19 protein-coding genes and 3 tRNA genes are annotated in these 19,177 nt (G+C 39.1%); 20 read left to right on the top strand and 2 right to left on the bottom strand.

The window, feature by feature from the left end:
• Positions 1 to 53: 53 nt before the first annotated feature.
• The 14 genes from LZD48_RS01380 to LZD48_RS01315 all read left to right on the top strand — a co-directional run bounded on the left by LZD48_RS01380 (position 54) and on the right by LZD48_RS01315 (position 14,729).
• Positions 54 to 203: a YqzL family protein gene (locus tag LZD48_RS01380; protein WP_235760934.1), complete on the top strand. Its 150-nt coding sequence runs from the start codon at positions 54 to 56 to the stop codon at positions 201 to 203.
• A gap of 34 nt (positions 204 to 237) precedes the next feature.
• Complete coding sequence (gene recO / locus LZD48_RS01375; protein ID WP_235760933.1) at positions 238 to 984, top strand: DNA repair protein RecO; 747 nt, start codon at positions 238 to 240, stop codon at positions 982 to 984.
• Positions 985 to 1,290: 306 nt separating this feature from the next.
• Entirely contained in the window at positions 1,291 to 2,178 is an 888-nt protein-coding gene (gene glyQ / locus LZD48_RS01370; protein ID WP_235760932.1) for a glycine--tRNA ligase subunit alpha, read from the top strand.
• The gene (gene glyS / locus LZD48_RS01365) at positions 2,171 to 4,246 is read left to right on the top strand and encodes a glycine--tRNA ligase subunit beta (RefSeq protein ID WP_235760931.1); all 2,076 of its coding nucleotides are present in this window, start codon (positions 2,171 to 2,173) and stop codon (positions 4,244 to 4,246) included. Before glyQ ends, glyS begins: the two co-directional genes overlap by 8 nt.
• Before the next feature lie 85 nt (positions 4,247 to 4,331).
• On the top strand, positions 4,332 to 4,967 hold the full coding sequence (ccpN, locus tag LZD48_RS01360) for a transcriptional regulator CcpN (protein WP_235760930.1): 636 nt from the start codon (positions 4,332 to 4,334) through the stop codon (positions 4,965 to 4,967).
• A 16-nt stretch (positions 4,968 to 4,983) separates the two neighbouring features.
• Entirely contained in the window at positions 4,984 to 5,799 is an 816-nt protein-coding gene (locus tag LZD48_RS01355) for a pyruvate, water dikinase regulatory protein (RefSeq protein ID WP_235760929.1), read from the top strand.
• 689 nt (positions 5,800 to 6,488) lie between these two features.
• Positions 6,489 to 8,300, top strand: a complete 1,812-nt coding sequence (gene dnaG / locus LZD48_RS01350; protein WP_235760928.1) for a DNA primase — start codon at positions 6,489 to 6,491, stop codon at positions 8,298 to 8,300.
• A gap of 33 nt (positions 8,301 to 8,333) precedes the next feature.
• On the top strand, positions 8,334 to 9,452 hold the full coding sequence (gene rpoD / locus LZD48_RS01345) for an RNA polymerase sigma factor RpoD (protein ID WP_235760927.1): 1,119 nt from the start codon (positions 8,334 to 8,336) through the stop codon (positions 9,450 to 9,452).
• A gap of 93 nt (positions 9,453 to 9,545) precedes the next feature.
• Positions 9,546 to 10,091 (top strand): hypothetical protein, encoded by a 546-nt coding sequence (locus tag LZD48_RS01340; RefSeq protein WP_235760926.1) that lies wholly within the window; start codon positions 9,546 to 9,548, stop codon positions 10,089 to 10,091.
• 90 nt (positions 10,092 to 10,181) lie between these two features.
• On the top strand, positions 10,182 to 10,574 hold the full coding sequence (locus tag LZD48_RS01335; protein ID WP_235760925.1) for a c-type cytochrome: 393 nt from the start codon (positions 10,182 to 10,184) through the stop codon (positions 10,572 to 10,574).
• Between the two features lie 70 nt (positions 10,575 to 10,644).
• Positions 10,645 to 11,361 carry a tRNA (adenine(22)-N(1))-methyltransferase gene (locus LZD48_RS01330; RefSeq protein WP_235760924.1) on the top strand — a complete coding sequence of 239 codons (717 nt, stop codon included), beginning with the start codon at positions 10,645 to 10,647 and terminating at the stop codon, positions 11,359 to 11,361.
• Positions 11,354 to 12,469: a Nif3-like dinuclear metal center hexameric protein gene (locus tag LZD48_RS01325; RefSeq protein ID WP_235760923.1), complete on the top strand. Its 1,116-nt coding sequence runs from the start codon at positions 11,354 to 11,356 to the stop codon at positions 12,467 to 12,469. Before LZD48_RS01330 ends, LZD48_RS01325 begins: the two co-directional genes overlap by 8 nt.
• 34 nt (positions 12,470 to 12,503) lie before the next feature.
• Positions 12,504 to 13,820, top strand: coding sequence for a DEAD/DEAH box helicase (locus tag LZD48_RS01320; protein WP_235760922.1), 1,317 nt, complete (start codon positions 12,504 to 12,506; stop codon positions 13,818 to 13,820).
• 18 nt (positions 13,821 to 13,838) lie between these two features.
• A complete protein-coding gene (locus tag LZD48_RS01315) occupies positions 13,839 to 14,729 on the top strand; it encodes a deoxyribonuclease IV (RefSeq protein ID WP_235760921.1) in 891 nt (296 codons plus the stop codon).
• A 39-nt stretch (positions 14,730 to 14,768) separates the two neighbouring features.
• On the opposite strand, the gene LZD48_RS01310 is transcribed toward LZD48_RS01315, so the two are convergent.
• Positions 14,769 to 15,053, bottom strand: coding sequence for a DUF2624 family protein (locus LZD48_RS01310; protein WP_235760920.1), 285 nt, complete (start codon positions 15,051 to 15,053; stop codon positions 14,769 to 14,771).
• Positions 15,054 to 15,187: 134 nt separating this feature from the next.
• Between LZD48_RS01310 and LZD48_RS01305 the strand changes: the two genes are divergently transcribed.
• Positions 15,188 to 15,505 carry a hypothetical protein gene (locus LZD48_RS01305; RefSeq protein WP_235760919.1) on the top strand — a complete coding sequence of 106 codons (318 nt, stop codon included), beginning with the start codon at positions 15,188 to 15,190 and terminating at the stop codon, positions 15,503 to 15,505.
• 124 nt (positions 15,506 to 15,629) lie between these two features.
• On the opposite strand, the gene yqfZ is transcribed toward LZD48_RS01305, so the two are convergent.
• Positions 15,630 to 15,947 (bottom strand): protein YqfZ, encoded by a 318-nt coding sequence (yqfZ, locus tag LZD48_RS01300; protein ID WP_235760918.1) that lies wholly within the window; start codon positions 15,945 to 15,947, stop codon positions 15,630 to 15,632.
• Between the two features lie 214 nt (positions 15,948 to 16,161).
• On the opposite strand from yqfZ, the gene LZD48_RS01295 reads away from it, so the two are divergent.
• The 5 genes from LZD48_RS01295 (at position 16,162) to LZD48_RS01275 (ending at position 19,159) form a co-directional block, all read left to right on the top strand.
• Complete coding sequence (locus LZD48_RS01295; protein ID WP_235760917.1) at positions 16,162 to 16,791, top strand: NfeD family protein; 630 nt, start codon at positions 16,162 to 16,164, stop codon at positions 16,789 to 16,791.
• A 206-nt stretch (positions 16,792 to 16,997) separates the two neighbouring features.
• Complete coding sequence (locus LZD48_RS01290) at positions 16,998 to 18,626, top strand: Na/Pi cotransporter family protein (protein ID WP_235760916.1); 1,629 nt, start codon at positions 16,998 to 17,000, stop codon at positions 18,624 to 18,626.
• A gap of 232 nt (positions 18,627 to 18,858) precedes the next feature.
• Positions 18,859 to 18,933, top strand: a tRNA-Asn gene (locus tag LZD48_RS01285).
• A 1-nt stretch (position 18,934) separates the two neighbouring features.
• Positions 18,935 to 19,008, top strand: a tRNA-Met gene (locus LZD48_RS01280).
• Between the two features lie 75 nt (positions 19,009 to 19,083).
• A tRNA-His gene (locus LZD48_RS01275) sits at positions 19,084 to 19,159 on the top strand.
• Positions 19,160 to 19,177 lie beyond the last annotated feature (18 nt).

The raw sequence follows: 19,177 nt of genomic DNA, 5'->3' as shown, positions 1-19,177 counted from the left end.
ATCTAAAAATAGAAGCATTTTCAAAAAGAAAAAATAGAAAGGCGGGGTTTCTTGTGCTTGATATTACATGGAAAGTATTTAGTCAGACAGGAAACATTGAAACCTATTTATTGTTCAAAGAACTGGAAAATGTAGACAATGAAACAGATAATGATGCAGATGAAGATGAATCAAATGAGATTGAAACGACACAAAAAATGTAACCTTGGATTATGAAAGGAAAAGAGCTGAATAGCTTTGCTTGAAAAAATTGAAGGGATCATTTTAAAAACGATTGATTATGGAGAAACAAATAAAATTATAACGATATTCAGTAAAAATATAGGGAAATTTACGGCAATGGCCAGAGGTGCAAAAAAGCCTAGAAGCAGGATGGCTGCTGTTACGCAGCCATTCATTGCCGGACAATTTTTTGTTTATATCAATCCTGGATTAAGTACGATCAGGCAGGGTGAAATCCTTGAATCTTTCCGGGCGATCCGGGAAGATATTGAAAAAACGGCCTATACTGCATATCTTGTGGAACTGACGGAGAAATTGCTTGATGATAAAACGCCAGAACCTTATTTATATGACCAGCTTTACCGAACAATGGAATGGATTGCGGAATATGAGGAGTATGATATTCCCATTATGATGTACGAATTAAAGGCATTTCAGAAAGGTGGCTTTGAACCAACTCTTTCCCGATGTATCAATTGCGGAAACAAGGAAGGCCCTTATGCATTTTCATTAGGAGAAGGTGGCCTTTTATGTCGGAGGTGCTTGGCACTTGATGATCAGTCCATCCGACTAACAGAGGTACAAGTGAAATTATTGCAGATGTTTCAAGCGGTTGGAATTGAGCAGGTCGGCGAAATATCGGTAAAATTAGAAAATCGTAAGTTACTCAGGCAAATACTCGATGCCTATTATGACCGATTCGGTGGCTATTTCTTGAAATCGAGAAGATTTTTGAATCAATTAGATCAGTTAAAAGAATGATATTTGACATTATCCGATTTCTGGATTATGATGTTACATATTTATAAAAGAATATTTAACATGTGTTGAAGGAAAAAGTACTTATCAATAAATTTTTTTAAGCGAATCCAGGTTGGTGAGAGCTGGGTAAAGATTGGATAAGGAAGAGGCACTCCGGAGCATGATGATAAAGTGACTCATAAAAATTGAGTAATTAGGGTGGAACCGCGGTATAAAAGCCGTCCCTATGCTTGTGATTGGCTACAAGCATAGGGACGGCTTTTATTGTGATTACAAAATGCAAAAGAATAAATGGAGGTACTGATAATGAATATTCAACAAATGATTCTAGAGTTGCAAAAGCACTGGTCGGAGCAAAATTGTATTCTCGTTCAGGCTTACGATACAGAGAAGGGTGCGGGAACGATGTCGCCGATGACACTACTCCGCAGCCTTGGGCCGGAACCATGGAATGTCGCTTATGTCGAACCATCAAGAAGGCCTGATGATGGAAGGTACGGGGATAACCCAAACCGTTTATACCAGCACCATCAGTTCCAAGTCGTCATGAAACCATCACCAAGTAATATCCAGGAACTTTATTTGGAATCATTGGAGAAGTTAGGAATTGATCCACTTCAGCATGATATTCGATTTGTTGAAGACAACTGGGAAAACCCTACTCTCGGAGCTGCTGGACTAGGTTGGGAAGTATGGCTTGACGGGATGGAAATCACCCAATTTACTTATTTCCAGCAAATCGGCGGACTGGAAGCAAGTCCAGTTTCAGTTGAACTGACATATGGAATAGAACGGTTAGCATCTTATATCCAAGATAAAGAAAATGTCTTTGATTTGGAGTGGACCGATGGCGTGACCGTTCGAGATATTTTTTATCAACCTGAGTTTGAACATTCAACATACACGTTTGAAGAATCTGATACAGCAATGTTATTTGAATTATTCTCTATGTACGAGCATGAAGCGAAGCGGATCATGGAAAAAGGGCTTGTGTTTCCGGCATATGACTATGTCTTGAAATGTTCCCATACTTTCAACTTGTTAGATGCAAGAGGTGTGATCTCCGTAACCGAACGAACAGGTTATATTACGAGAGTAAGGAACCTGGCAAGAAGTATCGCGAAAGCATATGTACAAGAACGGGAAAGATTAGGCTTTCCAATGCTGAAGAAAGGAGAAAAGATAAATGACTAAACATGTTTTATTCGAAATTGGAATGGAAGAACTGCCGGCACGCTTTATTGATGATGCCCAGCAGCAGTTAAAAGAGAAAACAGCCAAATGGTTACAGGATTTAAGAATCGCGTATGACTCGATTACTTCCTTTTCTACACCGCGCCGTTTAGCTGTAAGAATTGAAAATATAGCTGACATGCAAACGACAATTGAAGAAGAGGCAAGAGGACCTGCAGTAGCTATTGCTAAAGATGAGACCGGAGCGTGGACAAAAGCAGCAATTGGTTTTGCGAAAGGTCAGGGAAAAACGGTTGAAGACCTCGTTGAAAAAGAAGTGAACGGCAAGGCTTACGTATTTGTTACAAAACGAATTGAAGGAAGAGCGACAAAGGATCTATTGCCGGAATTTAAAGATATCATCACTTCCATCTCATTCCCTAATAATATGCGATGGGGAACGCACACCTTGCGTTTTGCTAGACCGATTCGCTGGCTTGTCGCTTTATACGGGCAGGAAATTGTGCCGTTTAATATTACAGATGTCGAAACAAGTGATATCACGTATGGGCATCGTTACCTCGGAAAATCGGTAAAATTAGAAGATGCAATGGAATATGAGGGGAAATTAAAGGAAAACTTTGTTATAGCAGATGCCAATGAACGAAGAGCACGTATCCTGGAAGGGATTGAGGAACTGCAAACAGAACAGGCCCACGTAATCGTGGATGAGGATTTATTGGCAGAAGTGACGAATCTTGTCGAATATCCAACTGTTTTTAAAGGTGAGTTTGAAGAAATGTTTCTTGATCTACCAAGTGAAGTCCTCATAATCTCAATGAAAGAGCATCAGCGTTATTTCCCTGTTAAATCGCTAGAAGGGAAGTTGCTGCCATTCTTTATCGGAGTGAGAAATGGTGATGACACCGCTCTTGATACAGTCGTTAAAGGTAATGAAAAAGTGTTACGTGCCCGACTTCAAGATGCTGAATTCTTCTATGAGGAAGATCAGAAGAATACCATTGATCATCACTTAGAGAAATTGACCCGCGTCGTCTTCCAGGAAAAGCTTGGCACCCTCGCAGAAAAAACAGAAAGAGTTACTGCTTTAACAGAACGAATCGCAGAAAACCTGAACTTCTCTAATGGCATGAAAGATGATGCCATTCGAGCAGCGGAAATTAGTAAATTTGATTTAATGACGAATATGGTAAATGAATTTACCGAATTGCAAGGAGTCATCGGTGAAATTTATGCTTTAAATTACAATGAAAAAGAAACAGTAGCAACAGCCGTTCGCGAACAATATCTTCCGACGCATGCGAAAGGAGAACTTCCAGAATCAGAAATCGGTGCTATCCTGAGTGTGGCAGAGAAAATAGACACGATCATCGGAATTATAGCTGTCGGGATGACTCCAACCGGTTCACAAGACCCATATGCATTGCGTAGACAAGCGATTGGTGTATTACGTATTCTGGAAGAAGGAAATTGGGAGATGAACGTAGAAGATCTCTTGCAGATTGCCTACGGAATATATGATGAGTTAGAGATCGAGAAAATCGATGACTATAAAGAGAAAATCCATGAATTTTTTAAACTCCGTGCATCCTATTTGTTAAAAGAAGCTGGGATTGAACAGGATATATTCCAAGCTGTCATGGATAAAGAAATTGGTAATTTCACTTATGCAATGGCTAAAGCTCGTCATTTGTCAGAAAAACGTCATGATGTAGCATTTAAAGAAAAAGAAGAAGCGCTCGTTCGTATCCTTAATCTTGCAGATAAAGCGGAGAGCATGGATATCACCCCTGAAGCGTTTGAAACCGACTCTGAAAAAGCATTATACGAGCAATTTGAGCAGTCGAAAATAGATTTTAAAGCACACGATGAAGCGCACGACGCTATACAAGCATTTGAACAATTGGAAGCACTGGCAAGACCAATCCATGGATTCTTTGACAATAATATGGTCATGACAGATAATAAGGAATTAAGGAATAATCGCTTGGCACTTGTTGCAGCTATTTCTAGCTTAATTTTAGAATATGCTAATCTCGCTCTGATTGAGTGGAAACAACAATTTTAAAATTATATAGTATAACATAATTCCTTTATATCACCAAGTAATGTATAATATATATTAATTAGTATGACCTTTAGGTGGTGAGTTAATGGAATTATCGGATCGTCAAGAACAGATTATCGAAATTGTAAAACCAAATGGCCCGATAACAGGGGAGAAAATCGCAGAAAAATTAGGATTAACTAGAGCAACATTACGACCTGATCTTGCTATTTTAACGATGGCGGGTATTTTAGAAGCTAGACCGCGCGTCGGTTATTTCTTTACAGGTAAGACCGGGTCGGAATTGCTCACGGAAAATATAAAAAAGTTGAAAGTACAAGACTACCAGCAAGTTCCGATTGCAATCAGAGAAGATGATTCTGTATACGATGCAATTACAACAATGTTCTTAGAAGATGTGGGTACTTTGTTTGTTGTTGACGAACAATCATGTTTAACAGGTGTTCTTTCAAGAAAAGATTTACTGCGAGCAAGTCTGGGGCAGCAACATTTAAGTGGGATACCCGCACATATCATTATGACTCGGATGCCGAACATTACAGTCTGCAGGAAAGATGATGCATTAATCGAAGCCGCGCAAAAGTTAATTAACAACCAAATCGATGGGTTACCGGTTGTGAAGGAAACAGAAGCTGGTCTTGAAGTAATTGGGAGAGTTACAAAAACGTCAATGACAAAAGCGTTAGTGGAATTAACTTTAGATGATAAACGTTTTGATTGAAGATAGGGGGAAGGAAATGGGGAAGAAGCCGACCGTATTTATATTATCTGATTCAGTTGGAGAAACAGCGGAACTCGTCGTGAAAGCAGGATTAAGTCAATTTAACGGGGATTATAAAATTATCCGCATCCCTTACGTAGAAGATAAGGGGACGATTCAAGAATACTTACAAATTGCGAAAGAGCAGCAGGCGATGATCGGCTTCACTTTAGTGAACCCGGAACTAAGGGATTATTTAAATGAAGAAGCCAAGCGTATTGGGATTGAAGCGATTGATATCATGGGGCCAGCTATGGATGCGATGGGAAAATATTTTAAAAAAGAGCCACGCTTAGAACCAGGCCTTGTACATAAACTCGATGAAGATTATTTTAAACGAGTGGAAGCAATTGAATTTGCTGTAAAATATGATGACGGCAGGGACCCTCGAGGTATAGCCCGGGCTGATATCGTTTTAGTTGGTGTTTCACGAACTTCAAAGACACCTTTATCTCAGTATCTCGCGAATAAGCGGATCAAAGTGGCAAACGTTCCGATTGTACCGGAAGTCGAACCACCGGAAGAGCTCTTTGAAGTGGCTAGAGAAAAGTGTATTGGTCTCCGGATTAGCCCGGAGAAATTGAATGAAATTAGAAAAGAAAGACTGAAAGCACTTGGTCTAGGAAATCAAGCAACTTATGCAACAATAAAACGAATTAATCAGGAATTGGAATATTTCGATAAAGTAATTGAAAAAATCGATTGTGAAGTAATTGATGTTTCCAATAAAGCAGTAGAAGAAACAGCGAATATTATTTTACAGATGATCAAAAATAAAGCAGAAAATAAATAATTACCAAAAAAGGTTGGGTTCTCCCCAACTTTTTTCTTGGTCTAGGAAACTATAAAGTAAAATCTGCGGAAATTCGAACAACTTTTAAACTTCACACACCTGCACTCGATGAGTCAACATCAACTCAGAACTAATAGAGGTTCGATTAAATTCGCTCACGTATGGGGCGACATCAAACTACCTACCATCCTGGGAGGCACAGTTTGTATATTGTGAAACGGATGCTTACGCCTTTAAACTTGAACTATATTAATAAAATGGAGCAATCTAATAGAATTATTTGTCCAAATGTATTATAATGGCTTTTCGTGTAAACCTATTACTATTGCTTAAAGTAGACGGAGGTATATTCTGAAAAATAAAACATTCATTGAAAAGAAGGAATATGACTTGTGTTTATCGAAATAAAGATATACAGATTAAGACAAAATTAAATTTTGGCTAAAATCGTAAAGAATTCCGGTATATTCATTTTTCCTTATTTAGGAAAGTTGAATATAAAAAGAATGAAATACGGATAAGATGGTTATATTCATTATCATCATAGAGGTGAGCAGATACAGACGAATGATGAACGTTACATTAAATCTGTATAGTTAATGGTTCACTGTTTTTTTACGGCTTTTTGAAGAAAAATGTCGAATTTTAAAGGAGTTTCTTAATTTATCGCGAATAAATAGAATATGGTGATGAGATTGAATCAAATACCAGAAGAGGTAATAGAAGAAGTTAGAAAAGCGAATAATATTGTTGATGTTGTTGGAGAATATGTGCAATTAAAGAAACAAGGAAGGAATTACTTTGGCCTCTGTCCCTTTCACGGAGAAAACACTCCTTCTTTTTCGGTCACACAGGAAAAACAAATATTTCATTGTTTTGGATGTGGAAAAGGCGGAAACGTCGTGACATTTTTAATGGAAATGGAAAGTTTTTCATTTTTTGAAGCGATGGAAACACTAGCGAGTCGATCTGGTATTACTCTGCCTACTACAGGCAATGAAAAAAGAAGTTCCTATTCCGAAGAAAATCAGCGGATACTGGAAGCTTCCGAATGGCTGACAAAGCTTTATAACCATTTGCTTCGCTATACAAAAGACGGAAAAGAGGGATACAACTATTTCCAAGACCGGTCGATTCTCGACGAAACAATTGATGTCTTTCAGCTTGGATTTGCCCCAAATACGAAAGATTTTATTGTGGAATTTCTCGAAAAGAAAGGATTCAATAAGCAGTTACTCATTAAAGCAGGTCTTGTTTCGGAAAGGGATGATGGAACGGTTACCGATCGTTTTCAGGGAAGGGTTATTTTTCCGATACGGAATCATCTCGGTAAGACGGTTGCTTTTGGGGGACGAGCTATTCATGATCAAGGTCCGAAGTATTTAAATAGCCCGGAGAGTGAATTATTCCAAAAAGGAAGGCTGCTTTATAATTTCGATCTGGCAAAAAGACATATTCGGAAAGAAAACGAAGTAATATTGTTTGAAGGGTATATGGATGTAATTGCAGCTTACCAAGCAGGTATAAAAAATGTTGTAGCAACGCTAGGAACTGCATTATCGGAATCTCAAGCCAAATTGCTCAGAAGGTATGTCAATGAAGTCATTATTTGTTACGACGGAGACGATGCCGGTAAGGAAGCAAGCTTTAAGGCAGCTGGAATGTTACGTCAAGCAGGGTGTACAGTCAAAGTTGCTTATCTGAAAGACGGAAATGATCCGGATACTTTTATCAATGAGCATGGCGGGGAAGCATTCCACGACCAGATCATACGAGCAAGTGACACGTATATGACGTTTTTGATGCGTTACTATAAGAAAGATTATAACCTCAGCTTGGAAGCAGATAAGCTGAATTATATACAAAAGGTGCTAAAAGAGCTCTCTACGGTTGAAAGTTCCTTGGAAAGGGAATATTACTTACAGGAGCTCGGCAAAGAGTTCACAATGTCTCTTGACGTTTTGAAAGAAGAATTAGGCACGATTCAAGCAAAATATGGGAATCAGCCGGATAAGACATCTGAGAACAGATATACTAGTAATACCGTTATTTTGTCCAAGAAGCGGAAACTATTACCAGCATATCAAAATGCGGAAAGAAAAATTCTTTATTATATGATGCAAAACGAATGGGTAGCTGATCGTGTTCAAGAAGAGATCGGGGCAAATTTCAGAGTAGATGATCATAAAATAATTGTTACTTATCTTTATGCTTTCTATGAAGATGGAAACTCACCAGATATAAGTAAATTCCTTGAAAGTATAAATGATGATAGATTGAAACAACTCATCTCGGAGATAGCTATGTCGCCTGAGGTGGATGAAATCAGTGAGGAGGCGCTTGGTGATTATATACGAATGGTGAATACTGAATCAAGTGATAAAGGTGTAATCCAATCTTTAAAAGAACAATTAAAGATTGCGGAACAGCAAAGTGATCCAATAAAAGCGGCGCAAATCGCCGAAGAGATTTTACAGATTCAAAGAAAGTTAAAACATTAATGAAATTTTAATTTGTTGGAAGGAGGGGGACTCATGACCGATAAAAAGCCTACTCAAACAAAAGAAACCGAAATGACATTAGAGATGGCCAAGGAGAATTTAGTCGAAATTGGTAAGAAACGCGGTACATTAGCCTATGAAGAGGTGGCTGACCGACTCGCTAATTTCGAAATTGAATCCGACGAAATGGATGAGTTCTATGAATACCTGAATGAGCAAGGGATTGAGGTAATTGGAGAGTCTGAGGACGATCCAAACATGCAAAAAATTGCGAAAGAAGAAGAAGAAGTAGATACCGAAGATTTAAGTGTTCCTTTAGGAATTAAAATAAATGACCCCGTTCGGATGTATCTGAAAGAAATCGGAAGGGTGAACCTTCTGTCTGCTGCTGAAGAAATTGAGCTTGCCTCTCGCATTGAACAAGGTGATGAAGAAGCAAAACGCAGACTATCAGAAGCAAACTTACGTCTTGTCGTTAGTATAGCAAAACGGTATGTTGGCCGTGGGATGCTGTTTTTAGACTTAATCCAGGAAGGGAACATGGGGCTGCTTAAAGCGGTGGAAAAATTTGATTACCGAAAAGGATTTAAGTTTAGTACGTATGCAACATGGTGGATTCGCCAGGCGATTACACGGGCTATTGCTGACCAGGCAAGAACGATTCGGATACCTGTTCATATGGTGGAGACGATTAATAAGCTTATCCGTGTTCAGCGCTCTCTGCTTCAGGACTTGGGAAGAGAGCCAACACCTGAAGAAATTGGAGAAGAGATGGACCTATCTCCAGACAAGGTGAGAGATATCTTGAAAATCGCACAAGAACCCGTTTCATTGGAAACACCAATTGGGGAAGAGGACGATTCCCACTTAGGTGACTTTATTGAAGACCAAGAAGCTGTTTCACCATCTGATCATGCTGCATATGAATTATTGAAAGAGCAGCTGGAAGATGTACTTGATACATTAACAGATCGTGAAGAAAATGTCCTGCGTCTTCGTTTCGGTCTTGATGACGGTCGTACGAGAACGCTTGAAGAGGTAGGGAAAGTGTTTGGAGTGACCCGCGAACGAATTCGTCAAATCGAAGCTAAAGCATTAAGAAAGTTGCGTCACCCGAGCAGAAGCAAGCGTCTGAAAGATTTTTTGGACTAAACTGACACAGTCATTGTTTACGCGCGGCAACCGTGTAAACAATGACTATTTCATGCCTCATTGAACCACCATTTAAAAATGGGGTGATTATAAGTGGACGAGCGTAAGGTTACAATCATCAATGAAATTGAATACTGGAAACAACATAAATTACTGCCTGAACACTATTGTAACTTTTTACTTGCATTATACACAGAGGGGGAAGATGCAAAAGCCAGCAAAGAGCAGGATAAGGCCAGCTTATTCCCGAACATGGTGGAGCGCTTTCAATTGCTGTTGCTCTGCCTCTCGCTCCCCTTCTCATTTATTGTTATCTATTTTACTGAATTTCATGTTAATTTGCAACTGGTTATTTTAATTTTACTGCTTATCCATTCGGCGTCGCTAGCCATCTACTATAAAGATAAGCGACCTGCTTATTTCCATCCAGCATTCATTACTAGTCTGTTTATGTTGCTGATGCTCAGTATTTCAGTCACTAATGTATGGTTTAGCCAACCAATCGCAACAGCTATGGTCATCACAAGTAATTTTCTGTTTTGGATGATTGCAGGTTACAAATTAAAAAGTAAGTATATTATCGTTATTGGTGCTTTAGGCAGCATATTTGTATTTTTGTATTATTTTCTTTGGAATTAATACCATTTCTCTTTAAAACTGTCACATTTTAGAGTAAACTATATATAGTCTTTTATAGATACAAAAGGGAATACATAAGGAGGCGATCAAATGAAGAATGCAGTAGTGCCATATGCAATTATTGCTGTATTAGGAATTGTCGCTGTCGTCATCATTTCAGCTATCGGTTTAAACAACCAAGCAGAAATTGCTGAAGGTGGAGACGAGGGTGAAGAAACAGAACAGGTTGAAAACGGTGGAGAAGAGGGCGGTGAAACAGCTGGCGGTGACGCCGATGCGGTTTTCCAAAATAACTGTGCAATGTGTCATGGTGCAGACCTTACTGGTGGAGGCGGACCAGACTTAACAGCTGTAGGCGCATCTTATTCAGCGGATGAAATAAAAGACATCATTCAGAATGGTAAAGGCTCCATGCCAGCAGTACCAGCAGTGCAAGGCGAAGAACTCGATGCCCTTGCAACTTGGTTAAGCGAAAAACAGTAATATCTATAAAAGGAAATGACGAGCTTTCTGCTAGAACAGAAAGCTTTTCTTTTTCCAAAAGGAGTAAAGAATGGAACAATTAAACTTTAAACTTTCCAAACGTTTAATTGATGTGGCAAACTTTTTACCTGCGGGTGCAACGTTTGCTGATATTGGATCAGACCATGCCTATTTACCCTGTTATGTTTGTGCACAGGACCCTTCAGCGACTGCAATTGCTGGTGAAGTGAATCAAGGGCCATTTGACAGTGCGCGAGCGACCGTTCGAATGCATGGATTGACTGAACGAATTACAGTCCGGCTTGGTGATGGTCTTGACGTACTTGAGCAAGCGGATGATATCAAGCAAATCGTTATTGCAGGGATGGGCGGCGGATTGATCAAACAAATTTTAGCCGACGGAAAAGCTAAGCTTGAAACGGTTTATCGTTTAATATTGCAACCGAATGTGAATGCCAGAAAGCTGCGAATATGGTTACATGAAGAAGGTTTCGTATTAACAGCAGAACAGATTTTGGAAGAAAATGGTCATATTTATGAAATCCTTGTAGCTGATCGGGAAGGGACAGGACCATACGAAGAAGGACTGCTGGAAAGGCAATTTTTATTTGGTCCATACTTGTTAAAAAATAAAACCCCTGTGTTTTATAGAAAGTGGCGCAAAGAAGCGGATAAACTGCGGCATATTATCGGACAAATGGAACAGGCAACTCATCCGGATGCAGAACGAATTGATCAATTCAAACAGGAATTAGCTTGGATGGAGGAGGAATTAAGCCATGAGTAAAATACTCACAACAAAGAAGGTTTTTGAAGCTTTAGAGGAGCTTGCTCCAAAAGAGAAAGCTTATTCATGGGATAATGTAGGTCTGCAAATTGGCTCCGCTAACCAAAAGGCAACTAAGATTATGATTACACTTGATGTGCTTGAGTCAGTCGTGGATGAAGCAATTGAAAAAAATGTCGATGTTATCATTGCACATCACCCCTTATTATTTAAACCGCTGAAACGAATCAATTTCGATACTCCGGAAGGTCGGGTCATCACAAAGCTGATTCGCCATAATATTACGGTCTATGCGTCCCATACGAATTTAGACGTCGTACCAGGTGGAGTCAATGATATGTTGGTTGAACAACTCGATTTGCACAAGGGGAGACCACTTGTTCAAATCGGAACGGAAAAGCTATTTAAATACGCAGTGCATGTTCCTATTAGTCACAAAGAAAAAATAAAGCAGGTTATTGGTGATGCTGGTGGCGGACAACAAGGAAATTATACACATTGCTCTTTTGAAATTGAAGGAACCGGTTCATTTAAACCGGAAACAGGATCTGCGCCATACATCGGTGAAATTGGTGAAATTGCAAAAGTTGAAGAAGTTAAGATTGAAGCACTCATACAAGAGTCCGTACTCAAGCAAGTTATAGCAGCAGTTCAAGAAAATCATCCCTATGAAGAACCAGCTTATGATATTATCGAATTAACGAATTCAGGTGCAAGATTTGGACTTGGCCGAATTGGTGAAGTGGAAAACCAAACCGAGCTTGAGGAATATGTTCAGGACGTAAAAGAAAAGTTAGGACTGCCCCACCTTCGAGTTGTAGGAGATTTAACTAAGAAAATTAAAAAAGCGGCTGTAATCGGAGGAAGTGGGGAAAAATATATACATGAGGCGAAACGTGCGGGTGCAGACGTTTATATTACAGGGGATGTTGGTTTCCACCAGGCACAAATTGCAAGGGAAATGGGACTTGCATTGATAGACGCCGGACATTATATTGAATCAGTAATGAAAGATAGCGTAAAAGATTATTTAAAACAAAAACTAACAGAATATGATGTAAAAATTATTTCTTCGGATCGTAACACGGATCCATTCCAATATTTGTAAAAAGAGAAGCTTAAGGCAAAAAAGGAGTACGACTATGACAAAAACTACATTTCAATCTTTAGGCATGCATCCCGCATTACTGGATGTAGTAAATCGGTTGCAATTTTTCCATCCGACCGAAATACAGGAGAAGGTAATCCCACCAATTTTAAACGGACAGAGTGTCATTGGCCAGTCGCGGACAGGATCCGGAAAGTCGCATGCCTTTCTTCTGCCGCTATTTAATCAGCTGGATACGAGTAAACGGGAAGTCCAATTTGTCATAACAGCTCCAACGAGGGAGCTTGCCATTCAATTGCATGATGAAGTTAAGAAAATCATTCATTATGCCAATAAAGATGGGATCTGGGTAAGCAAATTGCTGATTGGCGGTACGGATAAACAGAAAATGATGGAGAAATTAAAAAACCCACCACATATTATTGTTGGCACTCCGGGGCGAATTCTTGATATGGTGAAATCCGAAAGTTTATCGGTTTATTCAGCAAAGTCGTTTGTTGTGGATGAAGCGGATTTAATGCTTGATTTAGGATTTATTCAAGATGTTGATCAATTACTTATACGGTCTAAGCAGGATATTCAGTTACTTGTGTTTTCTGCAACAATTCCAGAAAGATTACGACATTTCTTCCAGAAGTATTTGGATCAGCCAGTCCACGTTAAAATAGATGAACATTTTTCACCTGAAGCGATGGAGCATCAATTCATCGCAGTAAGACATCGTGATAAGGGTGAGGTTATCCGTGATATTTCAGAGGCAATCCAACCATATCTTGCTCTAGTCTTTACGAATGGAAAGGCGGAAGCTGATGCGTTATTGGATAGCTTATTAAATCATGGCTTAAATGCTGGTATTATTCACGGTGGTTTATCACCGCGCGAGAGGAAGCGTGTTTTAAAGGAAATCCAAAATTTGCGTTATGAATATGTCGTTGCAACAGACCTTGCTTCAAGAGGAATTGACATTAAAGGGGTAAGTCATGTTATCAATGCTGATTTACCGAAAGAAGAAGCATTTTATATCCACCGGGTTGGTCGTACTGCGCGGGCAGGTCTGGAAGGAACGGCAATCAGTTTATATACGGAAGAGGATCTTGGATTGATTGAAAACCTCGAGCGGAAAGGATTGCAAATCACGTATATAGATGTAAGGGATAAAGAGTTTGTTACAGCTAAACCGTGGAATACTCGAAACTTAAGAAAAAAGCGTGCGTCAACGATTGAAAAAGAAGCGTGGAAGCGTGTCAGGAAAACTAAAAAAGTTAAACCGGGTTATAAAAAGAAACAGAAACAAGAACAAGAAAAGATAAAAAGAAAATTAGCTGCAAAAAAAGACAATAAAAGAAAATAAGCAGGAGAGGTGTACGTTTTGTTGAAGATTGGTTCGCATGTATCAATGAGTGGCAAAAAAATGCTATTAGGCTCGAGTGAAGAAGCTGCATCATACGGAGCAAATACGTTTATGATTTATACAGGAGCCCCTCAGAATACGAGAAGAAAGCCACTGGAAGAGTTAAATATTGCAGAAGGAAAAGCGCATATGGAAGAGCATGGTATTTCCGATATTATTGTCCATGCCCCGTATATTATTAATATCGCAAATACACAAAAACCAGCAACTTTTGAACTTGGAGTAAACTTCCTGCGAAGTGAGATGGAGCGTACGGAAGTAATTGGCGCAAAGCAAATCGTATTACATCCTGGTGCTCATGTCGGATCAGGGGAAGAAGCAGGGATAAAAAGAATTATTGAAGGCCTGAATGAAGTGTTAACAAGAGAACATGAAGTGCAGATCGCTTTGGAAACGATGGCAGGTAAGGGATCGGAAATCGGAAAGACATTTGAGGAGCTGGCACAGATAATCGACGGTGTTACGTTTAACGAAAAGCTTTCGGTTTGTATGGATACATGCCACATCCATGATGCTGGTTACGATATTGTGAATGATTTTGATGGCGTACTAAACGAATTTGATAAAATCGTTGGAGTGGACCGTATCAAGGTTGTTCATGTTAATGACAGTAAAAACCCACATGGTGCGAGAAAAGACCGCCATGAAAATATTGGTTTTGGTCATATCGGATTTGAACCCTTGCATTATATTATCAATCACCCGCAACTGAAGGAACTACCGAAGATTCTGGAAACGCCGTATGTAGGAGAAGATAAAAAGAATAAAAAAGCTCCATACAGACATGAAATTGAAATGATCAAAGATGGAAATTTCAACGCTAATCTAAAAGAAATTATCATGCAATAATAAAAAGCCGCGACCTATAAATGAAGTCGCGGCTTTTTATTATTGAAATAAATGTTCTAGTCCATAGGCTTTAATAAGCTGTTCAAATAAGCCTCTTGCCTTATGTGCGGTCTGGGGATTTGTGATTGCAGCAATCTTATCATGCGCATCATCTATTCCTTTTTTTGAAAAGATATCAATATCATTTGTTTGTATATAATGGATAATTTCGGTTGCTTCATCTTTTGTTAGGGAAAAGCCATACTGATCCGCATGATATAACATTTCCTTGACTGTTAACTGTTTCAGCTTCGTTTTCACCATTTCTTTAATAAAAAATGACATCGGTTTCCTCCTTTATTTAGTATGCCATACATAAACTATGCAAAGATCGTTCCAATCTTGCCAGTTAATAACATCATAAGTGTGCAACAGACTCCATAAACTAACGGTGAACACGATGAAAAGGAGGCAATTAAATGGATGAAAATAAACGCAACACTCAACCAGCACCAGAGCATGGTGAGGGGGAGAGACGCAGGAATCGTCATGATGAAGAATATGCCGCAGAGTTTGCAATGGATGATACCGATACACACCATAACGAAGATGTCATCAGTACGTACGGGTGGATTGGTATCGTACTATCCTTCCTTTCCTTTTTAATTTGGCCAGTATTTATGGGAGCTGCAGGTATCATCCTAGGCTTTGTTTCCCGCAGTAAGGGTGCTGATACACTTGGTAATATCGCAATTGGTATCGGTGCGCTTTCCATCATTCTGCGTATATTTATGTAGATTGGAGAGAGGTTGTTCATTCAACCTCTCTTTTATTGTCTTTATCACACATAACAGGTAAAGGCGAGGGATATACAGTCCGTAAATCCCTTAAGGAAGCCCCACTAAATGAAGTTTCCCTTTATTAAGGTTCATTGTATAATGGAAAGTAATAGAAGGAACTGGGTACAAGTGAATCTGCATCAACACCCGGATTCAACATTGCAAAGTCTTCCATAATTTGTTCGATATCCAAGTAATCGAAGGTATTGATTTCTTCTGTCACCGATAATACAGTGTCTCCTGCCTCGATTTTAATATGAGCAATATCAACATCTTTGTCATTTCTCACTTCGATTCGATTGTCTTCATTCGTTGTTTGCTGCTTGGATAAATCATCAATAACACTGATGATTAATAAGCCAACAAGTAATAATAAGGATAAACGTTTAAATGTTGACATGATTTTCTCCTTTTATCCCAGTGTAACCATCCGTAAATCTCCCACCTCAAAGCTTCAGGTCGTGTCGAGAGGGAAATAATGGATGCTAACACCCCGATTTATTCAAATGACAATCAGTGATGGAGGAAGAAAAAACCCACTGAATGAAGTTTCACTTTTAATGAAACAAAACTTAGGCTTTATCCGTAGATATATATTGAAAGGGGGAATTATAATGGCGATATTTGATTTGGAATGGATTGGTTTAGTTATTACATTTTTAGGTACGCTATTTTTAATTGGCGAAGTACTCGTGAATATGCGCGGACTCTTTGCATTGCTTGGAATAGGCTTTATTACCGTCTATTTTGGTGCTTATGCCGGTACAGAATCGGTTATACTTATGATTATTATTTATTTTGTAGGTTTAGTACTAATTATTATAGATGGTAAATTACTAAATGACGGTACACTTTCAACGATTGGTTTGGTTGCGATGCTTACGTCCGTCGGAGTGGCTGCTCCCAGTCTGGCTGCCGCCTTATTTGCCATCATTGGTGTTGTGCTTGGTGCAGGTTGTTCCTTCTTCTTCTTAAAGGTGTTTAAACGAAGAGAAATGTGGACAAAAATCGCACTTAAAGATCAACTCAGCAAAGAAGCAGGGTATAACTCAATGAACATGGAATATGAAAAATTAGTCGGTGAAGAAGGCATAACATTAAATGATTTACGACCGGTAGGAACGGTAAGGATAAAAGGGAAAGATTACAGTGCCCAGTCAGAAGGAAAATGGATTACGAAAGATACGAAAGTAACCGTTGTAAAAGTGGATGGCACAAAAATACAAGTAGAAGAAGTTATATAAAACCCATTAATAATGCTTGCCTGATAAGGTAAAGCATTATTTTTGTGTTTTTTTGACATAAAGTTGGTCAATAAGGGTAAAAACTACATTATAAGAGGTTGTTTGTAAAAACTATGTAAATTTTATTAAAAATGCTTTACAAATGCTGTTCAAAAATTAATAATAGATAAGTATGCATTCTAGATAAGAACGAAAGGGTGAAATACTTGGAAATTGATGTGCAATCCCTAATATTTGAATTCCTAGGTGGATTAGGGATATTTCTTCTCGGTATAAAATTCATGGGTGATGGACTGCAGCGTTCAGCTGGTGACAGGCTCAGGGATATCCTAGACAGGTTCACAAGTAATCCATTTCTAGGGGTATTAGCAGGTATTGTTGTCACGATTTTAATCCAAAGCAGTTCTGGTACGACTGTTCTTACAGTTGGTCTTGTCAGTGCCGGTTTTATGACATTAAGACAAGCAATTGGAGTAATAATGGGAGCGAATATCGGGACTACGGCAACTGCATTTATTATTGGGATTGATATTGGAGAATATGCATTACCAATTCTTGCTGTCGGAAGTTTCTTGATCTTCTTCTTTAATAATCAAAAAGTTAATGCAGTTGGACAGACATTCTTTGGATTTGGTGCATTATTCTTTGGATTAGATTTAATGAGCAGTGGAATGAGCCCATTACGCTCGTTAGATGCATTCCATGAATTAACGGTAAGTATGAGTGAGACACCTATTCTTGGTGTTGTGGTCGGTACTGTCTTTACGTTAATCGTGCAAAGCTCGACCGCGACAATCGGGATATTACAAGGTCTTTTTGCGCAAGGAGCAATTGATCTTAAAGCTGCTTTACCGGTATTGTTCGGGGATAATATTGGTACAACGATTACTGCGATTTTAGCGTCATTAGGTGCTTCCATTGCTGCAAAGCGGGCTGCATTGACTCATGTTATTTTTAACTTGGTAGGAGCAATTGTATTTCTAATATTCTTAGGGTTGTTCACTAGCTTTATCGCATACTTACAAGGACAACTGTCTTTAAATCCACAAATGACCATTGCGTTTGCCCACGGTTCATTTAATATAATGAATACAGTTATTCAATTCCCATTCATCGGTGGATTAGCGTGGTTAGTAACGAAATTGATTCCGGGTGAAGATACGATTATTGAATATAAACCACAGCATTTAGATCCGATTGTCATTAACAAATCTTCTTCACTTGCTTTAGAACAGGCAAAATTAGAAGTAATACGTATGGGTGAGTTTGCGCATAGAGGCCTAGAGGAGACATTAAAATATGCTCAGACATCCGAAACAAAACACTCAGAAATTGCGATGCAAGTTGAGGGTGCAATCAATAGTCTGGATCGAAAAATAACAGAGTACCTTGTCAATATATCTGCAGAATCATTGACGAAGTGGGAGAGAGATAAGCATACCCTTTTAATGGATAGTGTGCGTGATATTGAACGGATTGGTGACCACTTTGAAAACGTAATTGAGCTGATTGACTATCGAATTACGAATAAAGTTGATTTAACGGAACAGGCAATGGATGATTTAAATAAAATGTTTGATTTAACGTTATTAACGGTGAAACAATCCATGGAGTGCTTAGATAATCGCGATAAGGAACTGGCACTCGAGGTCATCCGTAAAGAAGAGCAGATTGACCAGATGGAAAGAAAATACCGTAAACGACACATTATCCGTGTAAACGAAGGATTATGCAGTGCTTCTGCGGGAATCGTCTTTGTCGATATTTTAAGTAACTTAGAACGTATCGGCGACCACGCGGTTAACATTGTGGAAGAAATTTTAGAACAACAATAATTTTGTGAGGGGAAAGAAATTATTTCTTTCCCCCCATTTAAATAAATGCATTTTTTTGTCAGATGCTGTATAATAGATATTCCGTGACTTAGAAAGCAGGGGTCAAGAAACATAAATTCGCACTAAACATTTTCAATCGAGAAAAAATATTGCAAAAGGGCAATAAAAAGTGTTGACATTTATTCGAGGACATGATAAATTATATCTTGTTGGTCAATCCACAAGAAACTATTCCACAGTAGCTCAGTGGTAGAGCAATCGGCTGTTAACCGATCGGTCGTAGGTTCGAATCCTACCTGTGGAGCCATGGCGGCGTAGCTCAGCTGGCGAGAGCGTACGGTTCATACCCGTGAGGTCGTGGGTTCGATCCCCTCCGCCGCTATATTGAAGTTATAGAGTGCAAATGCGCTCTATAACTACCTTTTAAAAATACGAAATGCCACGTGTTTAACCGATGGCGGTCGTGGCGAAGTGGTTAACGCACCGGATTGTGGCTCCGGCATCCGTGGGTTCGATCCCCACCGATCGCCCCATCAACATATCATATGAAC

The organism is Oceanobacillus alkalisoli, assembly GCF_021556485.1.
GTDB classification, from domain to species: domain Bacteria; phylum Bacillota; class Bacilli; order Bacillales; family Amphibacillaceae; genus Oceanobacillus; species Oceanobacillus alkalisoli.
This window is presented reverse-complemented; position numbering and strand designations above follow the sequence as displayed.

Coding starts and splice junctions, on each gene's coding strand:
- glyQ (WP_235760932.1), top strand. CDS start 1,291: ATGAATATTCAACAAATGATTCTAGAGTTGCAAAAGCACTGGTCGGAG.
- glyS (WP_235760931.1), top strand. CDS start 2,171: ATGACTAAACATGTTTTATTCGAAATTGGAATGGAAGAACTGCCGGCA.
- ccpN (WP_235760930.1), top strand. CDS start 4,332: ATGGAATTATCGGATCGTCAAGAACAGATTATCGAAATTGTAAAACCA.
- LZD48_RS01355 (WP_235760929.1), top strand. CDS start 4,984: ATGGGGAAGAAGCCGACCGTATTTATATTATCTGATTCAGTTGGAGAA.
- dnaG (WP_235760928.1), top strand. CDS start 6,489: ATGAGATTGAATCAAATACCAGAAGAGGTAATAGAAGAAGTTAGAAAA.
- rpoD (WP_235760927.1), top strand. CDS start 8,334: ATGACCGATAAAAAGCCTACTCAAACAAAAGAAACCGAAATGACATTA.
- LZD48_RS01335 (WP_235760925.1), top strand. CDS start 10,182: ATGAAGAATGCAGTAGTGCCATATGCAATTATTGCTGTATTAGGAATT.
- LZD48_RS01330 (WP_235760924.1), top strand. CDS start 10,645: ATGGAACAATTAAACTTTAAACTTTCCAAACGTTTAATTGATGTGGCA.
- LZD48_RS01325 (WP_235760923.1), top strand. CDS start 11,354: ATGAGTAAAATACTCACAACAAAGAAGGTTTTTGAAGCTTTAGAGGAG.
- LZD48_RS01320 (WP_235760922.1), top strand. CDS start 12,504: ATGACAAAAACTACATTTCAATCTTTAGGCATGCATCCCGCATTACTG.
- LZD48_RS01310 (WP_235760920.1), bottom strand. CDS start 15,053: ATGTCATTTTTTATTAAAGAAATGGTGAAAACGAAGCTGAAACAGTTA.
- LZD48_RS01305 (WP_235760919.1), top strand. CDS start 15,188: ATGGATGAAAATAAACGCAACACTCAACCAGCACCAGAGCATGGTGAG.
- yqfZ (WP_235760918.1), bottom strand. CDS start 15,947: ATGTCAACATTTAAACGTTTATCCTTATTATTACTTGTTGGCTTATTA.
- LZD48_RS01295 (WP_235760917.1), top strand. CDS start 16,162: ATGGCGATATTTGATTTGGAATGGATTGGTTTAGTTATTACATTTTTA.